19 protein-coding genes and 1 CRISPR repeat array are annotated in these 23,534 nt (G+C 45.3%); of the genes, 8 read left to right on the plus strand and 11 right to left on the minus strand.

Going from position 1 to position 23,534, the window contains the following annotated elements; translation table 11 throughout:
- Window positions 1-51: 51 nt before the first annotated feature.
- Window positions 52-1,668: a CRISPR direct-repeat array (repeat unit 33 nt; unit sequence ATCGCGGCCCGTATGGGTCGCGTGAATTGAAAT).
- Between the two features lie 246 nt (window positions 1,669-1,914).
- From cas4 to DW085_RS15375, 8 genes are all read left to right on the plus strand, one after another.
- Window positions 1,915-2,571 (plus strand): CRISPR-associated protein Cas4, encoded by a 657-nt coding sequence (gene cas4 / locus DW085_RS15335; RefSeq protein ID WP_118493451.1) that lies wholly within the window; start codon window positions 1,915-1,917, stop codon window positions 2,569-2,571.
- Window positions 2,572-2,576: 5 nt separating this feature from the next.
- The gene (gene cas1, locus DW085_RS15340; RefSeq protein WP_118493453.1) at window positions 2,577-3,626 is read left to right on the plus strand and encodes a CRISPR-associated endonuclease Cas1; all 1,050 of its coding nucleotides are present in this window, start codon (window positions 2,577-2,579) and stop codon (window positions 3,624-3,626) included.
- 4 nt (window positions 3,627-3,630) lie between these two features.
- Window positions 3,631-3,915: a CRISPR-associated endonuclease Cas2 gene (cas2, locus tag DW085_RS15345; RefSeq protein WP_118493455.1), complete on the plus strand. Its 285-nt coding sequence runs from the start codon at window positions 3,631-3,633 to the stop codon at window positions 3,913-3,915.
- Between the two features lie 78 nt (window positions 3,916-3,993).
- Window positions 3,994-4,275 (plus strand): hypothetical protein, encoded by a 282-nt coding sequence (locus DW085_RS15350; protein WP_118493457.1) that lies wholly within the window; start codon window positions 3,994-3,996, stop codon window positions 4,273-4,275.
- A gap of 460 nt (window positions 4,276-4,735) precedes the next feature.
- Entirely contained in the window at window positions 4,736-7,270 is a 2,535-nt protein-coding gene (locus DW085_RS15360) for a hypothetical protein (RefSeq protein ID WP_118493461.1), read from the plus strand.
- A 722-nt stretch (window positions 7,271-7,992) separates the two neighbouring features.
- Window positions 7,993-8,985 carry a hypothetical protein gene (locus DW085_RS15365; protein WP_118493463.1) on the plus strand — a complete coding sequence of 331 codons (993 nt, stop codon included), beginning with the start codon at window positions 7,993-7,995 and terminating at the stop codon, window positions 8,983-8,985.
- Between the two features lie 894 nt (window positions 8,986-9,879).
- Window positions 9,880-10,191, plus strand: coding sequence for a PHP domain-containing protein (locus tag DW085_RS15370; RefSeq protein ID WP_118493464.1), 312 nt, complete (start codon window positions 9,880-9,882; stop codon window positions 10,189-10,191).
- A gap of 77 nt (window positions 10,192-10,268) precedes the next feature.
- Window positions 10,269-10,613, plus strand: a complete 345-nt coding sequence (locus tag DW085_RS15375; protein WP_147353964.1) for a hypothetical protein — start codon at window positions 10,269-10,271, stop codon at window positions 10,611-10,613.
- A gap of 308 nt (window positions 10,614-10,921) precedes the next feature.
- Here DW085_RS15375 and DW085_RS15380 read toward each other — a convergent pair whose 3' ends face one another.
- From DW085_RS15380 to DW085_RS15430, 11 genes are all read right to left on the minus strand, one after another.
- Window positions 10,922-11,257 carry a HigA family addiction module antitoxin gene (locus DW085_RS15380; protein ID WP_118493468.1) on the minus strand — a complete coding sequence of 112 codons (336 nt, stop codon included), beginning with the start codon at window positions 11,255-11,257 and terminating at the stop codon, window positions 10,922-10,924.
- Window positions 11,258-11,333: 76 nt separating this feature from the next.
- Window positions 11,334-11,561 carry a BrnA antitoxin family protein gene (locus DW085_RS15385; RefSeq protein WP_118493470.1) on the minus strand — a complete coding sequence of 76 codons (228 nt, stop codon included), beginning with the start codon at window positions 11,559-11,561 and terminating at the stop codon, window positions 11,334-11,336.
- 581 nt (window positions 11,562-12,142) lie between these two features.
- Window positions 12,143-13,207: a tyrosine-type recombinase/integrase gene (locus DW085_RS15395; protein WP_118493472.1), complete on the minus strand. Its 1,065-nt coding sequence runs from the start codon at window positions 13,205-13,207 to the stop codon at window positions 12,143-12,145.
- 470 nt (window positions 13,208-13,677) lie between these two features.
- The gene (locus DW085_RS15400) at window positions 13,678-16,227 is read right to left on the minus strand and encodes an MYG1 family protein (protein WP_118493474.1); all 2,550 of its coding nucleotides are present in this window, start codon (window positions 16,225-16,227) and stop codon (window positions 13,678-13,680) included.
- A gap of 192 nt (window positions 16,228-16,419) precedes the next feature.
- The gene (locus DW085_RS19225; RefSeq protein WP_182430904.1) at window positions 16,420-16,587 is read right to left on the minus strand and encodes a hypothetical protein; all 168 of its coding nucleotides are present in this window, start codon (window positions 16,585-16,587) and stop codon (window positions 16,420-16,422) included.
- 130 nt (window positions 16,588-16,717) lie between these two features.
- Window positions 16,718-17,278: a metallophosphoesterase gene (locus tag DW085_RS15405; protein WP_118493476.1), complete on the minus strand. Its 561-nt coding sequence runs from the start codon at window positions 17,276-17,278 to the stop codon at window positions 16,718-16,720.
- 163 nt (window positions 17,279-17,441) lie between these two features.
- Entirely contained in the window at window positions 17,442-17,984 is a 543-nt protein-coding gene (locus DW085_RS15410; RefSeq protein ID WP_243034060.1) for an ADP-ribosylglycohydrolase family protein, read from the minus strand.
- Window positions 17,873-18,469, minus strand: a complete 597-nt coding sequence (locus tag DW085_RS19985) for an ADP-ribosylglycohydrolase family protein (protein WP_118493480.1) — start codon at window positions 18,467-18,469, stop codon at window positions 17,873-17,875. The genes DW085_RS15410 and DW085_RS19985 overlap by 112 nt, the downstream gene beginning before the upstream one ends.
- 197 nt (window positions 18,470-18,666) lie before the next feature.
- The gene (locus DW085_RS15420) at window positions 18,667-19,200 is read right to left on the minus strand and encodes a hypothetical protein (protein WP_118493482.1); all 534 of its coding nucleotides are present in this window, start codon (window positions 19,198-19,200) and stop codon (window positions 18,667-18,669) included.
- A gap of 472 nt (window positions 19,201-19,672) precedes the next feature.
- The gene (locus DW085_RS15425) at window positions 19,673-21,907 is read right to left on the minus strand and encodes an MYG1 family protein (protein WP_118493484.1); all 2,235 of its coding nucleotides are present in this window, start codon (window positions 21,905-21,907) and stop codon (window positions 19,673-19,675) included.
- A gap of 69 nt (window positions 21,908-21,976) precedes the next feature.
- Window positions 21,977-23,356 (minus strand): type IV secretory system conjugative DNA transfer family protein, encoded by a 1,380-nt coding sequence (locus DW085_RS15430; protein ID WP_118493486.1) that lies wholly within the window; start codon window positions 23,354-23,356, stop codon window positions 21,977-21,979.
- Window positions 23,357-23,534: the final 178 nt, after the last annotated feature.

Consider the following 23,534-nt stretch of genomic DNA (forward strand, 5'->3'; position numbering starts at 1 on the left):
TGGGTCGCGTGAATTGAAATAACCAGACAGATGGTGTTGTGTACACGGGAGATCGCGGCCCGTATGGGTCGCGTGAATTGAAATGTATGCATTTAACCGGGTCCCAGCCTGGTTGCTATCGCGGCCCGTATGGGTCGCGTGAATTGAAATTGTATGTGACTAACACCCCCGTGCACGGGGGTGATCGCGGCCCGTATGGGTCGCGTGAATTGAAATCAGAGACTTTTTGTAAAGTTTGATGCTGATGTATATCGCGGCCCGTATGGGTCGCGTGAATTGAAATTGTACAAGGTCTTTCTGTCGCTCTGCTGCATTATCGCGGCCCGTATGGGTCGCGTGAATTGAAATCTATAAAGAGACGAAAAACGGTTTCGAATGGTGGATCGCGGCCCGTATGGGTCGCGTGAATTGAAATACTGAATTTGGGCAGTTTGTGAACGCCCCTTGATCGCGGCCCGTATGGGTCGCGTGAATTGAAATGTTCTTTCAAAAATGGTTCTACCTGTAGATACGGCATCGCGGCCCGTATGGGTCGCGTGAATTGAAATATGTCATGGGACAACGTGGAGTTAATCCGAAACGATCGCGGCCCGTATGGGTCGCGTGAATTGAAATAGTGCAGACGACTTATGCAGAGTTTTTCCGGTCCCATCGCGGCCCGTATGGGTCGCGTGAATTGAAATGTGTGACAGAACGAGATATCAATCACATCAAGGATCGCGGCCCGTATGGGTCGCGTGAATTGAAATATCGAGGTCGTAATCCAGTGTCCTGCAGACTGCATCGCGGCCCGTATGGGTCGCGTGAATTGAAATTGGTTACGCTGTTTGAGGACGCTGTGGCGGAGCAATCGCGGCCCGTATGGGTCGCGTGAATTGAAATAAAACCCGATAGATAAGCGATAGACTCAGAAAGATCGCGGCCCGTATGGGTCGCGTGAATTGAAATAACAGACAGAAGCAGGTGGGGTACGGAACCCAGTAATCGCGGCCCGTATGGGTCGCGTGAATTGAAATCGACATGAGAACGTTGAGACTGCAATGATATACGCATCGCGGCCTGTAGGGTCGCGTGAATTGAAATGATAACAGTTTTTGGTAACACGGCAAAAAATCGCGGCCCGTGTGGTCGCGTGAATTGAAATAATATGGTTCCACCTTTTCCCCTACCGCTGCGGATCGCGGCCCGTGTAGGTCGCGTGAATTGAAATAACAAATAATCCGGAAATCTGTTGCATGTTTCCATCGCGGCCCGTTTGGTCGTGTGAATTGAAATGACTTATTGCCGCCCATATACATGCAAGGAATGAATCGCGGTCTGTGCGATCGCGTGAATTGAAATCAGGTGCACGTGGACGAAAAGCACCGAGGACCGGATCGCGGCCTGGGAGGTCGTGTGAATTGAAACAAGCATGGACATTTTGCATATGATCCGATTATTGTTCGCGGCCCGTTGGGTCGCGTGAATTGAAATAGATATAGACTGTACAAAAATGGAATCTTTGGATCACGACCCGTGGGGTCGTGCGGATTGAAATGGTAAACATCGTATCGTCTGCTGGACGATAAAAATCGCGGCCGTGTAGGCCGTGCGAATTAAAATAACACGGTCAATACCTGCCTCTGTGCGGTCAAGTGTCACGGCTCGCGTGGGTCGCGTGAATTGAAATAGCACATAAATCACTATCTCAACCGAGCGTTCTATCGCGGCCTGCGTGAATTTATACTGATTATACATACTGATTCCGGATGTCAAATCGCGCTCTACTGGTTGCATTGTTCGGAATTATACTAACCGAATTTGAAAAATTTGGACCAGGGCGGCGTGACCCATGCGAGCCGCGTAAATTCAAAATTCATGAACACATAGGCTGTAACCAGAAATAGTGGACCCATTTTTGAAAGGAATTGGCATATGAAAGAAGATCCAATAATTTTATTATCCTGGATTTCGGAATGGGCGTATTGTAAGCGCCGATTTTATTTACGGATCCAAGAACAAAATCACGAAGAAAATGAATATGTAGTAGAGGGCTCTATCGAGCACGCCCGTGCACATACTCACGCAATCGAAAAGCGTGGCTCTAAAATTATAGTAAGAGGGTTACCTGTATATTCGGAAAAATATCATTTATATGGCATTTGCGATGTCGTGGAGTTTCACAAGAATGACCATGGATCATGGATCCCATTTCTTGAATGCCGATGTGATGTTGTGCCAATAGAATATAAACACGGACGAATTCGTAATGAAAACGAATATAACTTGCAAATGGCCGCGCAAGCAATATGCATAGAGGAAATGTTTCACTGCAAAATTTCAACGGGATATGTTTATTATACCGGCTCTAACGAGCGCTATGAACAAATCGTGGATGAAGAAATCCGATCGGACGTATTGAAAATATCATCAGAAATTATGCAATACATTAAAAATCCATCAACAATACGTCCCGAATTGCGGCGTAGATGCAATGGATGCAGTATGAAAGACTTATGTGCTCCGAAAAGAATTTTGGTAAAAGAGTACATGGAGCGTTTAATAGCAAAATATGTTAATGGCGAGGAGTAAAGGGTATGAAATTGATAAAAAAAGTTTTATATATAAATACCAATACTTATCTTCATTGCGATCATGATGCGTTTGTCATCACTCAAACTTGCATAAACGAAAAAGAAGAAGAGGTAAAGCAAAAACATACCATACCGGCTCTGGATGTGGAACAAATTATTATCTTTGGGCAGACAACAGTTTCGAGCTATCTGCTTGGGTACTGCAATAAGCATGGGATTGCCTTGAGCTATATTTCTGAATATGGAACATTTTACGGTAAACTATGCGGAAGCAATATAGGTAATGTTTTGTTACGTATGGAGCAGTATAAAATCGCAAGCACGGAACGCAAACTGGAGATAGCCAAATCTTGTGTTTTGGGCAAAAGTATTAACCAGAAAAATCTATTGGCAAATGCATCTGAAAATGCAGAAGCAAAAAGCCGTGAAAGACTGATTGATGCCTCATACAAGATCAGCTCATTATTAGGGGATGTTACCGAAGCGCCAACCGTAGAATCACTTCGCGGAATAGAAGGCAGTATCGCTTCGATTTATTTTTCCGCGTTTGATGATATGATTAAACGCAAAGACACCGGTATGGAATTCATTGAACGCAGCAAACGGCCGCCGGTGAATTGCTGCAATGCGGCTTTATCATTATTATACACTATTTTAATTTCTCATTGCGTTGCCGCACTGGAATCGTTTGGATTAGAACCGTATTTAGGCTTCCTCCATGAAATTTTGCCAGGTCGAAAATCATTAGCATGCGATTTAGTAGAGGAATTTCGAGCCCCTCTCGTGGATCGATTTGTCCTCAATCTGATCAATCGGAAACAATTGACGCAAAATGATTTTGTTACATCTGATGGCGATATTCGCTTGAAAGACGCAAGTCGTAAACGCGTTTTATTGTTGTGGGAACAATGGAAAAGCGAAAAGGTCTACTTCCCATTATACGAAAAAGATGTTGAACGCAAAATATTGCCTTATTTACAGGCGCAATTATTGGCACAATATATTCGAGGCGATATTCCAGAGTATCCGCCGTATATATGGGAGGTTCGGTAAGTATATGTTCTTATTATGCTCTTATGATATTGCTGATAGTCCAGAGAGATTGCGGAAAGTGGCTCAAATATGTAAAAATTACGGAGTTCGTGTTCAAAAATCTGTTTTTGAATTAGATGTATCGATGGCTGATCTTATCAAAATGCAAGCAGAATTGCAAACAGTCATCAATAAAGACTGTGATTCCGTAAGATTCTACAGACTGGGAAAAAACTTTCGCGATCATGTGCAAATTCTTGGAATGCGCGAAATTGTAGAGTTAAGTAAAGATGATGCCTTAATATTTTAATTTCCTGCTTCCCCCACGCTCCTTGCAGCACCATACTGATAGTGTCGCAAATAATGGAATCGAGAAAGGAGAAAAAACATGGAAGTAACAAGAACTTGGAAGGTGTATGGCGCTGATGGGCACAGGCAGAAAGCATCCTTCGCGCCGTCAGCAACTTACGACTGGAGTTCCGAGGGAGATGTAAGAAAAGTTGCACTTGAAAATGCGGATATGACTGGAACGAATGAGTATGTGATAATTCGGATTACTAGGAACACCGCAGAGGAGTGTGAAAGAGAACTGGACGGCCAGATTTCCGATGGCTTTTTTGAGAACTGCGTTGTAGGGAAAGTAATCGAAATTTCGTCCCAAAATCCGTAATCCAAACGGGCCCTATCATGGCACATATGGACGGAATAACAGGAAAGGAGAAAAAGAGAAAAGAAAAATAGAAAATTGCAGTGAAAAACGCATAAGCGTGATACATACTGATAGTGTAGTTATGAAAGGAATTGAGTCTTTTGTAATTTACCGGGCGTACGGAAGGCGTTCCTTCTATTTTCTAATGGGAAGAGCCGTTCGAATGGGTGTTTATATGTTTTGTGCATATAGCATCTCGATGGGACGGCAACATGTTTTCCCTTCCACTGGCCCTGGTATGGAGTTACGTACAGCGTTCCTTCTATTTTTTAAAACATATACAGTTGTCCGGGATATCATATCCGGCGGGCAACAACATGTTTTCCTGTACACTGTCCATACCTTAAGGCTGACGCACATTTGGTCGTCAGCCTTTTTTCTTTATAAAAATATCAATCATTGCCGAAAGGAGAAAAAATAAATGAGTAAAGACAGAAGCAAGCAGGATATCATCCGCTACCGCATTGAACAGCAGAAACAGGCCGTCAAAAACAGTGCATATTTTGCGGCTCCGATGTCTGTACCGGAAATGGATTTTTTTGCGAAAACACGCGTATTCCAAGCATCCAGAAAATATATCGTGGATTCCATGGATATGCAAAATCCACAGGATCGCGAAACACCCGATCTTCAGCTGCGCAGCGCATTAACCATAGACCGGAACCTGCGTGGCGCTTATGGCATTGGACTGGATGCGGAATTGCTCCGGACGTTTGCTGCAGCTTCCATAGAAAGCCAGGCGATCGCATATCAGGAATTGGACCGCTTGATCCGTGACAGAATCGGATTCGATGAATTTCAGCAGGCCCACATGTTTTATCCGGGATTCCCGGAAGAAGTCATGGGAAAAAGTGATGTGGAACTTTATCTGAACGCGATCATTTATTACGGGGCTCGGTACGGTGCTGATATCATGGGGTTTGCGAACGTCATGCAGGAATACGGCATGATACAGAAAGAACCCACAGAACGCACGCCACTAACAGAAACCCTGAACAGAGAGATAAAATACGTCGGCGTCGGCCATGATTCCGATTTCCACGCCTTAATGGACGGCCATATTCATGGCAATGCTTTATCAGCCTCTGCGCGTGCGGATGTTTTGCGCTATGCTGCTTCCTGGACAGCCCGCTTTCTGAATTCTATGAGCAGGCCGTTTTCTTCCAAGGAAAATGAAGCGCTGTGTGCGGCATGGCTGCATGATAGCGACCTTGATTTTGTGGCATATGAAAATCATCTGTGTAAGGATGCAACCGATATTCTTCGGGTTATCTCCGTCATCAGCTGTACCAATGGCGCGCGTAATGGGCGTACGTACCGTGATGAAAATTATGTTCGCCAAGCTGGAAACCCGGAAAAGCTTTTGACCCCGAAAAGCTTCGAGGTCCGTCTGACGAAGAAAGACCGGCGCTTTATAAAGGAATTGATGGACCGGTGTCCCGGATTATATCGGGATATGTGGAGGGAAGAGAAGTACTGGAAGCGGGTTATGCGAAATATTGATGCCAGAAAAGGCCCGGATCGCGTTGTGCAGGCGTTTGATCACCTTGCAACCGGAAAGCATCTGGACGAACACGGGCAGAAACTGGATTCCCAGGCTGCCATGTTCTTGCAGGCGAAAGAAGCATTGCATGATGGCAATGGTTCTGCCCGCATGGCTGCTTTTGCCAGAAATAATCCTGGCTATTTCTTACAGCGTTGTCTTTACGTACTCAGCATGGCTCCGGATATAGAGAAACAGGCCGTTTATGATATGGCTCACGACGCGGCACAGAACGTGGGGCCGGCAGCAGCCTTGAAAGCGGAAAATGCAGTCCGGATGCGTGGGATGGCGGGGCCGCGTATTATCCGTAATCACAGCCGCGCACTGGTGCCTGCGCGTATCCAAAACGCCGTCCAATTGCCAGCGGAGGAGCGGGAAGAGCTTTCTGACGCAATCCATACCGGTCTTCTTCGCAGGCTTGAAAGCGCCAGGGAAATGCATCAGGTATATATCGATCCGGCATTAGATGGTATTCGCGTTCCGCAGAGACAGGATACAAAAGCTTCTAAAAATGCTTCCGTATCGACTGGCAGCCTGATCCCTGGCGTACACGGTGCAAACCTTGGCGCAGCAGGGATTAGCTGGAAAACGCCATGCCTTGATCTGGATCTACATGCATATCCGGTTGCCGTACGTAAAGATGGCTCCATGGAATACGGAACGGAAGTTGACTACACGAACTTACGGGAAGCGTGGGGAGTCCATAGTGGTGATTTCACGGAGGGGGATCCATATCGTGACGGGAAAGGTGCCCAGGAAATCGTCATGTTTGATAAGGATATCCTGAAACAGCATGGATATGATTATCTGATTTTTTCGCTTCATGGATATAACGCGAGCCTGGCTAATGACGACAGTATCCGCGCAATCATCATGGAGCGCGAAGGCACCCTTGATACGGCTTATAGTGGAAATTACCGCGATGAGCGTCCGTCCTTCTGCGGTGAGTTAATTGAAGCAAAAACGTTTACGGAGGCGTTTCAGATTTCAGCAACAAATAAGGATGTCACTATGTTTGCCTACGATGTCAGCCGGGACGGGTTTATCTGGCTCGACGAGCCATCCCTGAACCTGCCGGAACCGGGATATCAAAGTTGTGAGTCCATGGATGATTGTTCAAAAGCATTAGTCCATGCCCTTCAGAGTCCGGAGCCGACCATGGGACAGTTATTCCATGCATATGCAGAAGCGCAGCAGGCAACGATTGTGACCGATATAACAAAGGCTGACGCAGTGTTCACGTATCAGCCTGTAGATCGGGAAGAAGCAGGGATCCGCGAAGACGCCTCCTTAGTCAACAGTCTGGAGACACAAAAGATTTATGCGGAATATTGTGAATGCGGAGTGTCGGCAGGCGATGATAAGGGAGAACATGACCGCAAGGACAGAGTGACGGATGAACTGGAATTGTAGCCAAAAAGTGTTATCCGCAAAAACGCCTTCTGAAAATATACTCCATACTGATTCTACCATAGACATTTAAGATTGGATTGTGATTTTGTAGCCTCAGAGATTTTTGGAAAATTTAGTATCTGCCCCGTATGCACGGGGATGAACCTACGGCAAAAAATCGAATCAAGCCCAAAAGTGAATCTGCCCCGCATGCATGGGGATGAACCCAGATTCAGCTGATCGTGCTCGGTCAGCGCAAAATCTGCCCCGTATGCACGGGGCTGAGCCTTGGAACGGATTTCATCCGGTATTACTCGTCAGATCCGCCCCGTATGCACGGGGCTGAACCGGAGGTGAATAACTAATGGATATTAAAAAATACATCTGCCCCGTACGCACGGGGATGAGCCTCTGACCGGAATAAGGAAGTCAACCATCCTCAAATCCGCCCCGTACACGCGGGGATGAATCTCCTCCTCTCTTAGTTATCGCCCAGCCGATGATATTCGCTCCGTATGTACGGAGATGAACCTTTTAAAGGATCAACGCATAGGTGTATTATCCGCCCCGTATATACGGGGATGTCTTGCGTAGTCAACGCGCTTTGCAAAATATTACCTTACCACCGGACCTTGTCCCTACAGGGCCCGGTTTTTTATTCATAAAATATATCCTTCCCCGCCCACGGCAAAGCCATACTGAATATGTCACAAAAACAAAAGGAATCGAAGGAGGAAGAGAAGATGAAAGAAGAAATACGCAAAACAGGAAAATGTATGGCCGGAACGATTATGGCCACAGAAGTCGAAAAGCGGATATTTGAGCACAAGTGCTACGAAGCATACCGGCTGTACTGGATGCTCTCCCACGGAAATACGCTGCAGGAGTTATCTGGCGCGATCAACAGCCTGGCAGCAGAGCTCGTGGAAACCGACCCGGTCAGCGCGGCGACAGATGGGGATAGCACCAGACACTTGATGGAGAACGCGGAGCAGTCGTTTTTGTGCGACTCTGGATTTTGCGGGGCGGTCTGGGCTAACAAAGAGAAATTCCTGAGTGAGGAATTCTGCGACCCGGATTACATGAAAACCCTGCTCAGTCTCAGAAGCGACGGTGATGAAATGTGGAAATTTTATAAGGCACATTACATGCCAGATTCGAGCGGGGGAAAGAAGCCATATACTAATCAGGAATTGTTTCATGTTCTGTGCGAGCAGGTTGAAATGCCGGAACATCTGCAGTCGGCAATGCCAGCTGATGACGTGCGATCCATCAAACGGGCGGACGGACTATTCTGGAACCGTCTGGAATTTGGCAACAGCGGAAATATTTATCTGGAGATCGGATTGGAATATTTCAACCCTGAACATGAGATCATTGATCTCGGATGTTTTCTGACGCAGGATACCAGCCTGCAGGCAATAGAAGACATGGGAAAACTTCTGGCAGATCTCGTATATGTGATGGATGATCTCGTGAAAAAACACAGAGAAGACTTCGAATGGGAAGGATACCGGATTTGCGGTATCAAGGATGATGGCCAGCCATCTTATGCAAGTCGCTATTACCAAATCGGACTTACGATGTACGAAGTAGGCAAACTCTTAAAAAGCTATCCATACGTCCGATTATTTGATTACAGCGAACATACCGAATCGTATTACTGCACGGGAAAAGACAACGCATTGGTCAAGTGCAAAACCCTGGAAGAGTGCAAGCAAAAAAGAATGTCATGATAAGGAAACAAAATGAGAAAGAGGTGCCGCCGGCATCTCTTTTTTGCGAAAATAGTAAAAAATGACCAAAAAGTGTCATCCGCAAAATGCATTCCAAAAAGATGATACATACTGATTCTGTCATGGAATTTTGAGGCGGGAGCAGCTGCTCCGCAACCTCAGAAATTTTCTTAGGGAGTTTAGTATCTGCCCCGTATGCACGGGGATGAACCCTTGATTTCTACATTTTACTCATTGCCGGATGAGATCTGCCCCGTGTATACGGGGATGAACCATTCCCGGATGGTTTTGTAGTAGGTATTGACGTATTCGCTCAGTACGCACGGGGATGAGTCTATCACTTCTACATTCTTCGCACCACAACGCAAATCCGCCCCGTATCCACGGGGATAAATCTATCTCATACTGCCTACGCGACCATCGGTAGGGATCAGCCCTGCATACACAGGGGTAGGCTCACCGCAACGCTATAGACCTAAAATGTATCATTTCTGACTAATATTGACCAAAAAGTGTTATCCGCAAAAATATACCAATCTAAAATGATACATACTGATTCTGTTGCGGAAGTCCAAGACGAAGGAAAACGGCTTGCTAACAACAGGAATCTGCTTGAGAAATTTAGTATCTGCCCCGTATACACGGGGATGAGCCTAGAGCGAGTGATATGAGAGATATTGAATCATGATCTGCCCCGTATACACGGGGATGGTCCCTTTCGTAGCTTCCATACGAGATTTCGTAGAGAATCCACCCCGTATGCACGGGGATGAACCCAATAGATAGACCATAAATGCGGTGAAAAGCGTTCTGCCCCGTATGCACGGGGATGATTCTGTATCGCCCGATCAAAGGGGTTAAATTGTGATACGATCAAGAAAGAAGGAAAAATACATGAGAAGAATGGTTTGTTTGAACCCAGAAGAGGCTTTCCATATTCACACTTGGCGGTGCGGACATGCCGGAGATGAACGGGAAGATGCTTATATTAGAGTTGCCATGTATCTGGGCGCAAAACAAATCACATTCACGGATCATGCGCCGTTCCCAGGAGACTCTTTCCATGGAAGAATGAAGATGGCAGAGCTTCCGGAATATATTGAAACGCTTTCGGAACTCAAGGCTAAATATCAGGGAAAGATCCAGGTGCGGATCGGACTGGAAGCGGAGTACCTGCTGGATTTCTGGCATATTATGAGAAATTAAGGGAAGATGAACGGATTGAGTATTTGCTTCTGGGACAGCATTTCTATGAACTGGCGCCCGGAGTGTACAGCTTCTCCATGAAAGAGAAGAGTGGGCAAGTGGACGGCATTGTCCGGGCTGAACTTGCCGGGGTAGAAAGCGGATATTTCTCCGGTGTCGCGCACCCGGAACGAAGCTATCGATATCTGAAACCTGGAGAATCGGCAGATATGGGATTGGCAAAAGAGTTCATCATTGTCGCAAGAGAACACCATATTCCATTGGAGCGGAATCTTAGCTCCATGGAAACAGGCCAGTATTACCCGGAGGTATTCTGGAAATATTGCCCCGATGATTACCTGGTAGGGCTGGATGCGCATTCTGTGTCGGAAATGGTAAGAAGATATCATGAGGCTGCTTTCTGGAATAAAATGGAAGAGTAAGAGATGATCATGAAGGCTACAAAGCAACAGTTAGTAGAGAGGTAGTTGTCAATCATCCGAGTTGGAATATATTAGACAGACAGATTTTATTTTTGTCTGTCTTTTTTTTGACCAAAAAGTGTTATCCGCAAAATAGGTTAACATCAGTAGAATGCATTTGGGATATGTCCCCAAAATATCCAAAGTAGAAAATGTATATCTTTATACAATCAAAGAATTTACTCACTTGTTTGTAGATATAAAACACATGAGGCCAGTCACGGAAATTCCCGTGGCTGACCTCACATTTTGGTTCAATGGAGGCTCCATCAATATGGTGGATCCATTTTTACATCTGGTAGCGCAGCAGCCTCTTCAGACCGTACGGATGGAAAGGGGATAACATTCTTTGGAAGGTGCACCTCTGCTTCCCAGAGTGTCAGTTTCTGCTGCATATTCATCCAGCTTTCCGGCCATGTGTTTGTCGCTTTTGCAATGCGAATTGCCATATCAGGACTTAACATCGTTTTTTCACTTACAAATTCTGATAATGCTCTCCGGCTTACACCAAGCATCCTGGCTGCATCGGTGATAGTAAGCCCCAGTGGTTTTATAACATCTTCCAAGAGGACAACTCCAGGATGAGTTGGTTTTCTGCTTATCATACATGTTTCTCCTTCTAATGATAGTCCTGGTAATCCACGAAGTCTGAAGAACTCACTCTGCCTCAAATTCTTATTTTCATGAAACGCTCTGATCCCAGATTACTTCCGGATGACGGTTATTCTTCATGCAATCACGCAGGTACAGGTTAATAAGCGTCTGATATGGAATACCGACTGCATCCGACTGATTCTTAAAATACTCAATAACATTTTCATCAAGATTGATGGTTACCTGCTTTTTATTCGTTTTTGCAAGCGGATTTTTTTTCGGGTTTAAACTCATAATATCATATTCTTCACGCATGATCTCACCTCCAAAATGGTTGTTCATTATAAACATTTTGCTCTGTTTTCGTTGCTTTTCTTGCGGATATGATTCTAATTTTTTCATCTTCTTCGTGATAGCAATGGCTAACAATACAAACACCTTTCCTGTCGGTCATACCTATAATCAGAAACTTGTCTTCTTCAGAATCACCAGATCATCAAACAGAATCGTATATCCCACTTCAAAATGGCCTGAGCCTCTTCAAAGGAAATCCCATGCTTTTTTGGTATTCTTTTCTTCATTCCATTCAAATAGCACTTCTTCACTTCTCTTGATAATTATATAATACTTATATTATAATTATTTGTCTACCTCAAAACTTACTTTTTGAAATCGCTCTATTTTGGAAATTTCAAAAATAGTGGAATGAAGCGGGTTACAAGAATTCCAAAATTGAACTTTATTTTAGCAAAATACTATTTTCACTTTACACGGAAATAAAGTACGAAATTAGCCTTTTTCATCGAAAAAATTTTTTTTACTTTTAGCGGATACCTAAAATTTTTTTACTTTTTTCTCTTTTTTCTCTTTTTTCTCTTTTTATTGAATTTTCTGAATTATTCCCTCAATACAACCTTATTTCTGGCACTTTTTCGATGCTCTTCGGAGAGGGCGGCGTAGTGCCGTTTCGTAGTGTTTACATCGTTGTGCCCGAGAACATCGGCGACCAGGTAAATGTCATTTGTCTCTGCATAAAGATTGCTGCCGTAGGTGCTACGTAATTTATGCACGGTAATATGCTTAGCCGGAGCAACGACTTTCGCGTATTTTTTGACCAGGTTCTCTACGGCATCAACACTGATCCTTTTTCGCTGCATCGATAAAAAGAATGCGCGTTCATGACCGGGTACTTCCTGGATTTCATCGCGTATGGTCAGGTAGTTTTCCAAAGCGTCATGAACTTCATCACCAAAATATACCGTCATTTCTTTACCGCCTTTGCGTGTCACCCGGACACCGTCATTTTTAAGATCGACATCATCGAAGTTCAGGCCGACGCATTCTGATACGCGAAGTCCCGTACCGAGCAGGAGAGTAAGAATGGCCAAATCCCTGGCAACTGTTTTTTTATAATATTTCTGCCGGTGCGGAGTCAGAGTAGCGCCGCAGCTTTCTACGTAGTCTAACAATTCAGCTACTTCATCCGGTTCCAGCCGGATAATATCTTTTTCGGCGATCTTTGGCATTTCTACCTTAGACGGTTCGTTTCGGCTGATCATGTCATGCCGGTATAAATACGTGAACAGGCTGCGCACCGTTGAGATCTTGCGTGCGATGCCGCCGGCGCTGTTCTTAATCAGGGTACCGGTCGCCGGATCTGTATATACTTTCAGATATTCCTGGAATTCTTCAAAATCAGAAAGCGTCAGCTGGTTTAAATCAGACAGGGAAATGTCCTGTATACGGCGATTTTTCCATGCTGGGTTATTCTGGATCAGGAACGTAAAAAACACCTTAAAATCATAGGAATATGATAACCGGGTTTTCGTAGAAGTTGACAATTCACGGCCGCGGAAAAAGTCCTTAATATATGGTGGTAAATCAGTTAAAAGCAAACGTATTTTTTGAGTATTTTCAATTTCTAATTGGTCATGGTATGTAAACCGATCGAATGATGCCATAAAAACCTCCTTTTATGTAACATAAAACTGAAATTTTCGGTACGAATGAGATGTTCAATAAATTCCGAAAATTATTCCGGACGTAAGCGGTACGAAGACGATCAATCACAATAAATCTGGAAAAAAACCGTTAACTCTCGGTAAAATCGTTATTTGTCCGATAGTTAGACATGTATAATAAAAACCCCTACCGCGCTCTTTTGGATGCTTCTATCTTCCTTCTTCGGCTATTTCTTTTCACAAAACAATACGGGCAGGCGTCTTCTGTAGTTACTTTAGAAGCATCGTGTTTTGTTGGCAATATTATAGCACATCACTACGAGTACAGCAATGCGCAATCTTTCTGTTGTGGAATGTATTCCATATTTTTGCGGATAACACTTTTTGGTCAGAAAACAGATAAGCAGAGCCACCCCTGCTTATCTGTCATCAATCCTATTTGTATGTGTATGGTTTTGCTGTCTGTTGCATTACTCCAGATTTGGGTCATCGTTATGCTTCTCCGCCTGCTGCATCTGCTCACGGGTTTCCATCTCTGCAACGAAATCTTCACCAAAAGCATATTCCAGGTCATCGTGCGATAATCCTTGCTCCAGTGCAGCTTCATACAGAGCTTCCTGGTGAGCCTGCAAATTTTCACTGTAATGATTTTTCATCGCACTCACGGACATATCGTAGGCAGGGGTTGCCATGGTATATTGTTTTGCTACATCTTCTAAGATCGCATGCAGGCATTCTTTCGGATGCTCACTAATCTTCTGCTGAATTTCAACGGTATCATTACCAGGTGTTAATTTTACATTCTTCAGAGAGAGCAAGGTGAATCCTGCATCTATCTCGTCATACATGTCAGTGTGGAAGTACTGGGCGGCTGAGCTTGTCAGATTATAATGGTTATATAATTCCGCTGTGACTTCATTCAGTGCTTGAAGTACAGTGCCTTTATCCAGGCCAGCGTTAGAACATACTTTACAAAATTCTAACAGTAAATCTCCGCGACTGCTTATGGTGTTTTCGAAGCTATCGTTACGTATTATGCGAAGCTTGGATTCCATGTTGTCAATGGACTGGTCACATGATGTCTCGGCGTCTCGAAACACATAACGGAATATATCTTTGGCTAAAATCGGTTTTGTCACTTCTTCCGATTCCTTACCATAATATTCTTCGCGATCCAGGATGATGTCCTCACGCGCTATTTTAAGCTCATAATCGATGTAAAATTCTGGTTTGATACCCTGAGCATGGCTAAGGAGAAACCGGTTTGTTTCGTTATAGCAACGCCAATCCACGCACGGTGTATTCTGCTCATCAATGCCCATTGTTTCCCGGGCATGCTGAAGGTTGATTTCCTCTCTGGCAAAGTCAGGCAATCCGTTGTACTGATAATAATCGTACTGTTCCTGCACGTACTCCGCCAGTTCTCCATAAAAGAATTTCTGGAAATCCTGTGCGGAAATGCCGTAATCTTCTTCAAGCCACTGTTCAAATGGTTTTTTACTGCTGAAATCTGGTGCCTGATACCCATCTGCAAGGATGGTAGGATCTACATCTATATCTTCTTTCTCGTCGTACCATGTTGGATCAAACTCCTGCCACGACATCTCTGCATCGGATTCAATATAGTGATAGAAATTTCCATCCGCGGTCAGAGCAACATTTTCTCCGTTTGCCAGGTCTTTTCCATACCAGAACCCTGGCTGCACGGTAAAGCCGTGGAAATCGATGTTTTCTTTGGTGTTGTTATATGTCAGCTGATAGTCCGCTTTTTGATTTTCCCATTTGGAGGCCTCGATCTGTGCGGTACGATCTTTTAAGATCGCATCCAAAGCAGCTTTTGCGTGTTCCATGGTATCAAAGCCGCAGACATGTCTTGCTGGAGCTACGAATTTGCAGCCTTCTGGCTTCTGGCTCAGCCACTCTTCCGGAAGTTTTGCCTTTGTTTCATTTCCGGTCAGGTTCTTTGGCACGCACTGGATGTTATACTGGCCTTTCGTTTCATAAAGGACGTATTCCGCTTCTGTTTCTGGAAGGACGTCTCTCCACGGAACGTAGGACTCCAGGATGACACTGGTTTTATCCGGGGATTTCTCGTATGCGTCCTGCACGATGGAACGTGCACGGAATGCGGAGTTTACGTTTTCGCGGTCTTCATCCAGGATCTTGTCAACCATTTCCTTTGCGGTTTCCGGGTTCACTTCTCCGAGTGCGGAAAGCCCTGCGGTTAACGGATCCTTGGCCTGTCCGTCGTACATGTCTCCCTGCAGAGCCATGTAGTTGTTCAGGCTTTTATCTTTGCATGACGCGTCCAGGAACTCTCCCGCTCCCATCATTTTCTGGGCTTCCATTAAGGTTTTATCATCGCATGCCGGCTCTGTTTTCCCGAGGTCGTTCACGCGATACCGTTCTGCTTCCAGGATGGCGGACATCCGGTCTACAGCCTCGTAAAAAGCCGCATCCCAGTCTGTTTTCTGGTCCCAGGATGGATTGAGGCCGCCAATGGCATGGCTTAACATATTGCGTTCCCCGCCATTATCTGTCACTTCGATCGGTTTAATGTAAGTATCCTCGAAGTACTGCTGTCCTTCTTTGGTGTTAAAAAGTGCATCTTTCCATTCCTGATACAGTAATCCGCAAGCGGCGTATTTTGCCCCGTCTTCACGCACTGCTGCGTCCGGCTGATGGTGATCGTATTTTCCGCCGCCGACGTCCGCGATATAAACGCCATTTCCGTTTAACTCGATGTCCATCGGGTCAAGGCGTCTCGTACGCTGGATCCAGACATCCGGATTTAATGATCTTGCCATTGCGGCACACAGAACGTCATCCGCATGGAATACCCCATCGTGGACGACTAATTTGGATATTGTGGCAGCGCGCTCGGCGGCACGCGTCTGCTCCAGTGTGTGGGCGGCTTTCAGGATACCGTATGCAACCGTAAGCTTTTCTGACAACGAATTTTTAAGCAGATCGCGATTACGGTCTAAATCACGGCGGTCACATTCGTCATATACATACAATGCGCAGCTTTTATCGCTTGCCTGACATCTGTAGCTCGCATTAATGGTGTACCAGCTTTCTTTGTCCGTCCACTGATGATATTCTCTGGTAGACCCTGTTTCGGATACGACATCATAGATTCTTCCGATTTCGGCCGGATCGACCCATTTTCCGTCTTTTCCTGCTACTGCATACGAACCATCCGGGCCTTGCTAGATCCCATACTGTGTTTCGTCACTTTCGAGGTCGAGGGAACCGACTTTGCGAATCGGATAGATGCTGGCTACTGGATCCAAATTATGGGTGGACGTCATAGGCTGATTTTCTTCGCGTTCCCATGCCTCCGCTTGTTCAATGCTCATAAACCTTACTTCAGGCATACTTGATTCCTCCTTTAAAAATTTGTTTTGAACCAATGCTATTTTCAGTATGTCGATGCAACCCGTGTTTTTGAACGCTTTTTTTGCGCACAAAAATACCCATCCCGTTTCAGATGGGTATATCAAGCTGTTAGTCTGCCTTGTTGAATTTCTGGTTGTTTGCAACCAGTTCGGCAAACGTTGCCGGAATGAAGTCATTCAGCATGCATCCCGCATTCAGTGCGTGCGGCATGCGTTTCATGGCCTCGTAAGCTTCATTTCTCTGCGCATGGATATGTGCAAAAATGTGCCAGCTACCACGCGTCTTGCCGTTCCATTCTGCCATCGGGTAATGACAGAGAATGATCTTCTTGCCGTCCTCTTTAATCTCCATGTATGAATGGATCTCGTCAAAGCAACGGCGGGAACGCTCATCTTTCAGGAGATCCCCGTCATGATTTCCCACGATCAGGATCTTATGACCCTTCATCTGCTCCAGATAATGCCAAGCAGGGTATTCGCTTCGGTAGCATACGTCGCCCAGAATATATACCAGGTCATCATCCGTAACACGGGAATTCCAACGCTCGATCAGTCCTGCTGTCATGCTTTCTACATCCGGCCACGGTCTGCAATCGTATTTGATCGCATTGAAGTGTCCAAAATGCAGATCCCCCGTAAAATAAACTTTTCCTACGCTCTGTTTATTCATAATTTCTCCTTTTCTCTATCCCTTTTATAATAAATTCGATTACAGTATGCGAATGAAGAAGGCAAAAAAATGCTTTTTTTTGGCAAATTCAGGGCATGACGGTGTCGTATGTACAAGCATCAGAAAGAGTGTTTTTGCGGATAACACTTTTTGGTCAAAAACATCATAAGATTTGACATGCTTTTGCGAAATCCCCAGCGATTCCATATACCATATCACTTCTTCGTAATGTCTTTTTCCATGCCATAGGGATACTCTTGATTCCGTAGATGATGCCTGCCGCCCCGCCCGTGATACACCCGATCGTATCCGTATCATGTCCGAGATTTACTGCGGTGAGTATGGCCGTCTCATAGGAATCTGTATGCAGCAGGCACCAAAGGGCAGCTTCCAGGGAGTCGACTACGTAGCCTCCTGATTTTATGTTGTGGATAGAACAGTCCGGCAGTTCGCCCGTAAAAATCTTCGAGAAAGTCTGGCTCATTTCTTTGTCGTGTTTATAATAAGACCGGAAAATTTCTGCGGTGTGACGATAGGCCCGCTTGATTGCTGCCGTTGCCCGCATGTCTTTCTGTCTTATTCTCACAAGTTGTATTAGGAATTCCACGTAAAAATGGCAGGCGATTTTTGAGATTGGGTGACGGTGTGTGATGGCTGAAGCATCATAAACGGCCTGTTTTCGGTCCTCGAACTCTCCGTGTTGTATAAGAAAAATGCCACCGGAAGGATCCGCATCAGAGACCCGTTCCCGTTATCTTCTATATGGTTCCCGCCGCACAGGACCGTATCCGTCCCTTCCTTAAATCGGTTCAGGGCCGTATTGGTCGTAAGTCCGATGTCGAAAACCATTCCATCCGGAGAAAATGCCCCATGATCCCTCCAGTTCAAAAAAGCAGTGGCGATTCGTTCTGGGTCAAACTCCATACCGGACAATGCACTGGCAGTTGCCAGGATCATGGACGTGTCATCCGACCATGTTCCGGCCGGCTGGTTATGGGTACCGTGTGCCCGCATACCTGTGACGGGGTTTTCGGATAACTGCTTGCGGTACAGGAATTCCACCGGCACTCCGATCGCATCCCCGATAGCAGCGCCGACAATACCGCTGATCATCGCGTCATTTTTCTTTTCATATTTTTGTATAAGGATTGTGCCTTTTACTTTTTTGGTTAAAGAGTGCATGTCTGTCATGTGTTTCCTTTCGTATTTTTTATTCTGTTTTCAGTATGCATGATTTTATGTCGGAAATAAAAAATCTCGGACATATTTCCGAATGGCATTTTTGCGGATAACACTTTTTGGTCACAAATATCATGGAATTTGAATTTTCGCATAAAAAATGAGCCTCCTCCGATTTCTGGAGAAGACCTATTGGGTTTGGCTGGACGTTACAGCCTGTGCACCGTCGTACCTGCGCTTTCGGCAAAGTGCGGCTTTGTATAGCGGAACGATGTTCCGTTATCAAAGTGATGCCCATGCTGCGCCAGTTCGTATGCACATTCGGCAAAATCTCCGATGTACATACGCTTGATGCCGGCCAGCTTGTCGTAACAGGAAACATGCATCAGATGTTTCCCGCTCATTACAAGCCCGTGCTCGTCTACAAAATTAATGTAGACATCTTCACAGCCTGACATCCCGCAGCGCCAGCGCATGGAGTACCGGTCTTTGCGGCCTTTCTGATAGTACCGCGCCAGCATCTCTTTGACATCCTTATCACGTAAAATAAACGCGATGATGTCATCGACATGCGGGTCACAGCCGGAAAAGAGCCGCAACTCGATGGCAGATTCTTCCGGATAGATATACAAACATCCGGTAGTCGGTCTGGTAGCTTCACACCAGGACTCTTCACCGTTTCCGGAAAAAGTCTTGCACAGGGCTGTAGTGTCGATGGTTGCATTTCTATTCAAACTTCTCATATTTTTCCTCCTTAAACACCCGCATAACAACGGGCGCCTTCTCATTGTTGTTAATGTGTTTTTATTCGAACGGCCACATTTTATGAGGCCGGTTATCTTGCAACCCTCACGCCGAAAAGACATTCACCGTATGTTGGTGCCACTGTCATGATTTTTTCTTTGTGCGAATTGCGTTCTCTATATAAAACATCTCTTATGGTCCGATTATCAATGCAGTAAATGACACTGCATATCTGTTCTTTTTATATCTTACGCATTTTTAAAATACTCAATACCTTCCATAATCAATGTACAGATACAGTATGCATATGGGAAACACATAAAAAATAGGGAAAATCATAAAATATACTTTATTGCGCAAAAAAAAGGCGGGGCATGATGCCCTGCCTTTGTGTCTTATCGGCTCGCAGTATTTTTTGATAATCGAATCGTTTTACTGCGGTTAGTGAACCTTTTCACCTAACCCTTCGGGTCAGATGGAGAGGTCCGCAAATTCCACTTCTTTGCCTCTTATAGCCTGGTTTACCGCATATTCGCATTGACTGTTAATGATCTCGGATGGCGCAGATAAATGTTCCATGCAGAAATCCTTACTGAGAAGTGCAGCACGTGCATGCACATACAAAATCTTGCATGCGTTATCGCGCGCTTCTGTCCAAACAGCAATTTCGTCCTTTTTGGCCTGTTTTAATGCATCATAGTTTTGAATGACTTCGGCAGCAGCCTGATACGCATCACGGATAATGTCAGCTTTTTGCGGCGAACCACTTGCAATAACCGCTTTCACAGGCTCCGTGATTTTTGCCTGCAGCGCATCTTCAAGTGCACGGTCTTCGTCAGGTGTTTTGTCGGCGACTGCATCCCACTGTTTTTTAGTGTTGTCAGTTACTGTCTGATATTGGTCTACAAGTTTGTTAAATTCTATCGTGTACATTTGCCGCGTGAGCACCCGTTTCGCGGTAGTGATCGTGCCAATTTTATCCATGGCTTTCTGATATGTCTTTTCATTTTCGATTCCTGAGCCAAGATCGAAGTGAGCATCCTGGACTGGGATCTGGTATAACCCTTTTGGGGTTGCGATCATATCATCCGGCCGTTCCTTCTGGTCATCAGTCGGGACCGGCACCCTCATGAGGTTTTCTTGGCTCGCAGCGAAGAGCGGGAGCTCGCCAAACGCATATAATGTGTATGCGTCTGTTATGCGCTGCCGGAATTCCCCAACATAATTTCTCCCGAATTTTTCCGGAGTTAATCCGTAATTATCCTTTAACCATTCATCAAAAGATTTCACTCCAACCGGGGTGATCCCGTCCGCCTGTACCGCATTATGTTCACTCAGGTCATCCGCTTTCCATACTTCCGGTGCGGTCAGTCTTTGCCAGGTGCCATGCTGACAGAAGCATGGATCTTCGTATTTTGATGCAAGCGCCCGGTTGAAAAACTTATCCGTCCACTTTGGTTCTTTTATAGGACGAAAGACCATCGGCTCCCCGGTTCTCATGTCCTTTCCATACCAATCACCTTTCAGCAGCATCATTCCATGGTATTTGAGACCCTGCTCATCATTATGCCTCGTCATCTGATAATCACCCTGCACAACGGTCTCTTTTGTCTGTTCTGCCTGACGTACCAGACCATTTGCGGCATTTATGGCGTGTTCCCTGGAATCGAAGAAAGCCATGTATCCATTATAGATTTTTTCACAACCCTCCGGTTTTTCCTGCTCCCATGATTCCGGGAAAGGAATGCGGCTGGAGCGGTCGTCTCTCGAAATCGGAATGCACTGGAGCGTATACGATCCCTCCTGCCGGATATTTGGATAAATTACGAATTTCGCATCGCTTTTTCCGAGCACCGGCCCCCATTTCAAGCTGGTTGGAAGCACGACTACTTTACCGTCGGATTTTGCAAGACAGTCTTTTACCGTTTCTTTCATTCTTTCTTCCGCCTGTGCGATTCTTTGCTCGTTGCCCGCGATTTCCTGAATCATTGCTTCTGCCCGTTCCGGGTGGTTGACCGCAACGGCGGTCAGCGCGGCACTTAACGGATTGCTGATTTTCTCGGCATAGATATCGTCCTGTACGGTCATATATTTTTTATGCGCATTGGACTGTAAGAACTGGCTCGGGAATGGCTTATCCTGGATCGCTTTTGGCAGATGTTGCAAGATTGTCGGATTGATTTCCGGGGCTGTTTTGCCGAGAACGTTCACCCTGTAACGCTCTGCTTCCAGAATTTCCGACATACGGTCTACGGCATCATAAAACGCTACATTCATGCGGATCCCGCCGGGGTCCGGAATATCTGAATCCGGTCGCATGGCGTTAATGGCCAGATTCAGAGCATTCGGGGTGCCGGTATTATCCATTAACTCGATCGGCTTGATATACGTTTCCTCAAAATATGCCTGTCCCTCCGGCGTTTTAAAGAGTTCATCCTTCCATTCGTTGTACAACAGGCCGCAGGCGGCGTATTTGGCCCCGTCCTCACGTACGGCCGCATCTTTTTGATGATGATCGTACCTCCCGCCACCGATATCTGCAACATAAATACCGTTCGTGCCATCATTTCTTGCGTCATCTTTTTCTACCGTATTTGTGCGCACGATCCAGACATCCGGGTTAATGGCCCGTGCCATAGCGGCGCACAGAACATCATCCGTATGGAACAATCCGGCGTGCACAACCAGTTTGTTAACTTCTGACATGTTTTGTTCCCTCCCTTATTTTGTAATCTGTAATCAGTATGGACATCGGCGCCGCTATTTTTTGTGGAATTATACGTTTCGATGCAGATGCTTCCAGTTCGGATGATCCTGGGTATGATATCGCTGATCCAAAGCCAACCTTTGTCCCTTAATGGCGATGAAGCACTGATCTAACTGCAATGAAACGTAATGCAAAACCTCGATAAGTTCTGCATCAAATGTTCGCCCCTGTTTGTGTGGCTTATAAGAAAAACAATCTTGCTCATCGGTCACTCTTGATTTTAGTTCTTCCAGCAGATATCGTCTTAGATCCGGCGGTAACGATTCCAAGTCAGACGTTCCGAGATATACCAGAGTGTCAAATGTATGGAATATGGCCCGCCATGTTTCCGTATAAACCTTCTGCAGCCACTCAAAAGACCGGGCGCAAAGCATGGATGAAATGCCGATATCTGCCCATACCCGTAATGTCTTATGGAAATTCGGAATAATAATATCGTCCGGAGTGGAATCCAGAATCATATTAAGCTGGCGGTCAGGATGTTCAGAGACACGATTCGCAGTACGATTTTTCAACGCATCCGTTAACTGTGTAAAGAATGTTCCAACGTACCATTCCAGACCGCTTCCCATTGACGGGATAAAAATGTACAGGATAGTATTTTGCTCGACAAAGCATTCCAAATCTGTATTTCCTGGACGCATGATGAGCGATAAGTATGACTGAGGAAACAGACCAATACGATAAGAAACGAGCTTCATGATCTGCAGTCTGATATTGATCGGGATTTCCAGTAATGGTGCATACGCCAAAGCACAGCGGTCTTTTGGATTTTCCTGTCGAAATCGACGGATGTTTCGCTCATACGTTTCCAGGTCCTGTTGTTTTTGCGTTCTTCCGCAACGCAGCATAGCAATTAATGTTGCCGGGTCTTTCCGTTCCTTCGGTATATGATCCAGAATATAACAGATGAACGCTTTTAGCAGACTTTTTTCGAGTATTGTTTCATCCGAATCATCGACTACACGTTCCGCGCTTGCATATTTTTGAGTGTTCAACATCATACAGTCAATCATAGCATCAATATCAGCATCACTTCGCAGATAACGGAACGGATTGTAATTGTATTCTTCGATTCCTTTTCCGATATAGGAATCCTTTTGGCGATCTTCCGGGCCATTCCAAAAATCTAACAGCATTACGCGATAGCCGGATTGACGAAAAAGCTCTTTCGTGGTCATAAACAGAGTGCCATCGTGATCCAGAACAATATACGAACCATTCATCTGCAGCAGATTTGGAAGAACGACATGCCATGATCTTCCACTTCCTGGTCCGCCAATTACCAGCACGTTATTGATTTTTTCTTTTGCGCTGTCGACCAGCTCTTGGGTATGTTTTGACAGAATGATGCCTTTGTTTGGGTGTGTTACCTGGCTATCGCCCATCACCTGCCACCTGTGCGGATCTAAATGGAGACGGTTTGAGTTGAACCATCGTATTTTCTTCTTATTTGCTTCTTGTATTTTGCGGAAAATTTTCAATGTTCTGTTTTCTCCTTTCCTTCTTTTTTATCAGTATGTTGCAGTTGCGAGAAAATTAGAATTTTGCGGATAACACTTTTTG

This window comes from Clostridium sp. AF50-3 (assembly GCF_003477445.1).
GTDB classification, from domain to species: Bacteria; Bacillota; Clostridia; order Lachnospirales; family Lachnospiraceae; genus Otoolea; species Otoolea fessa.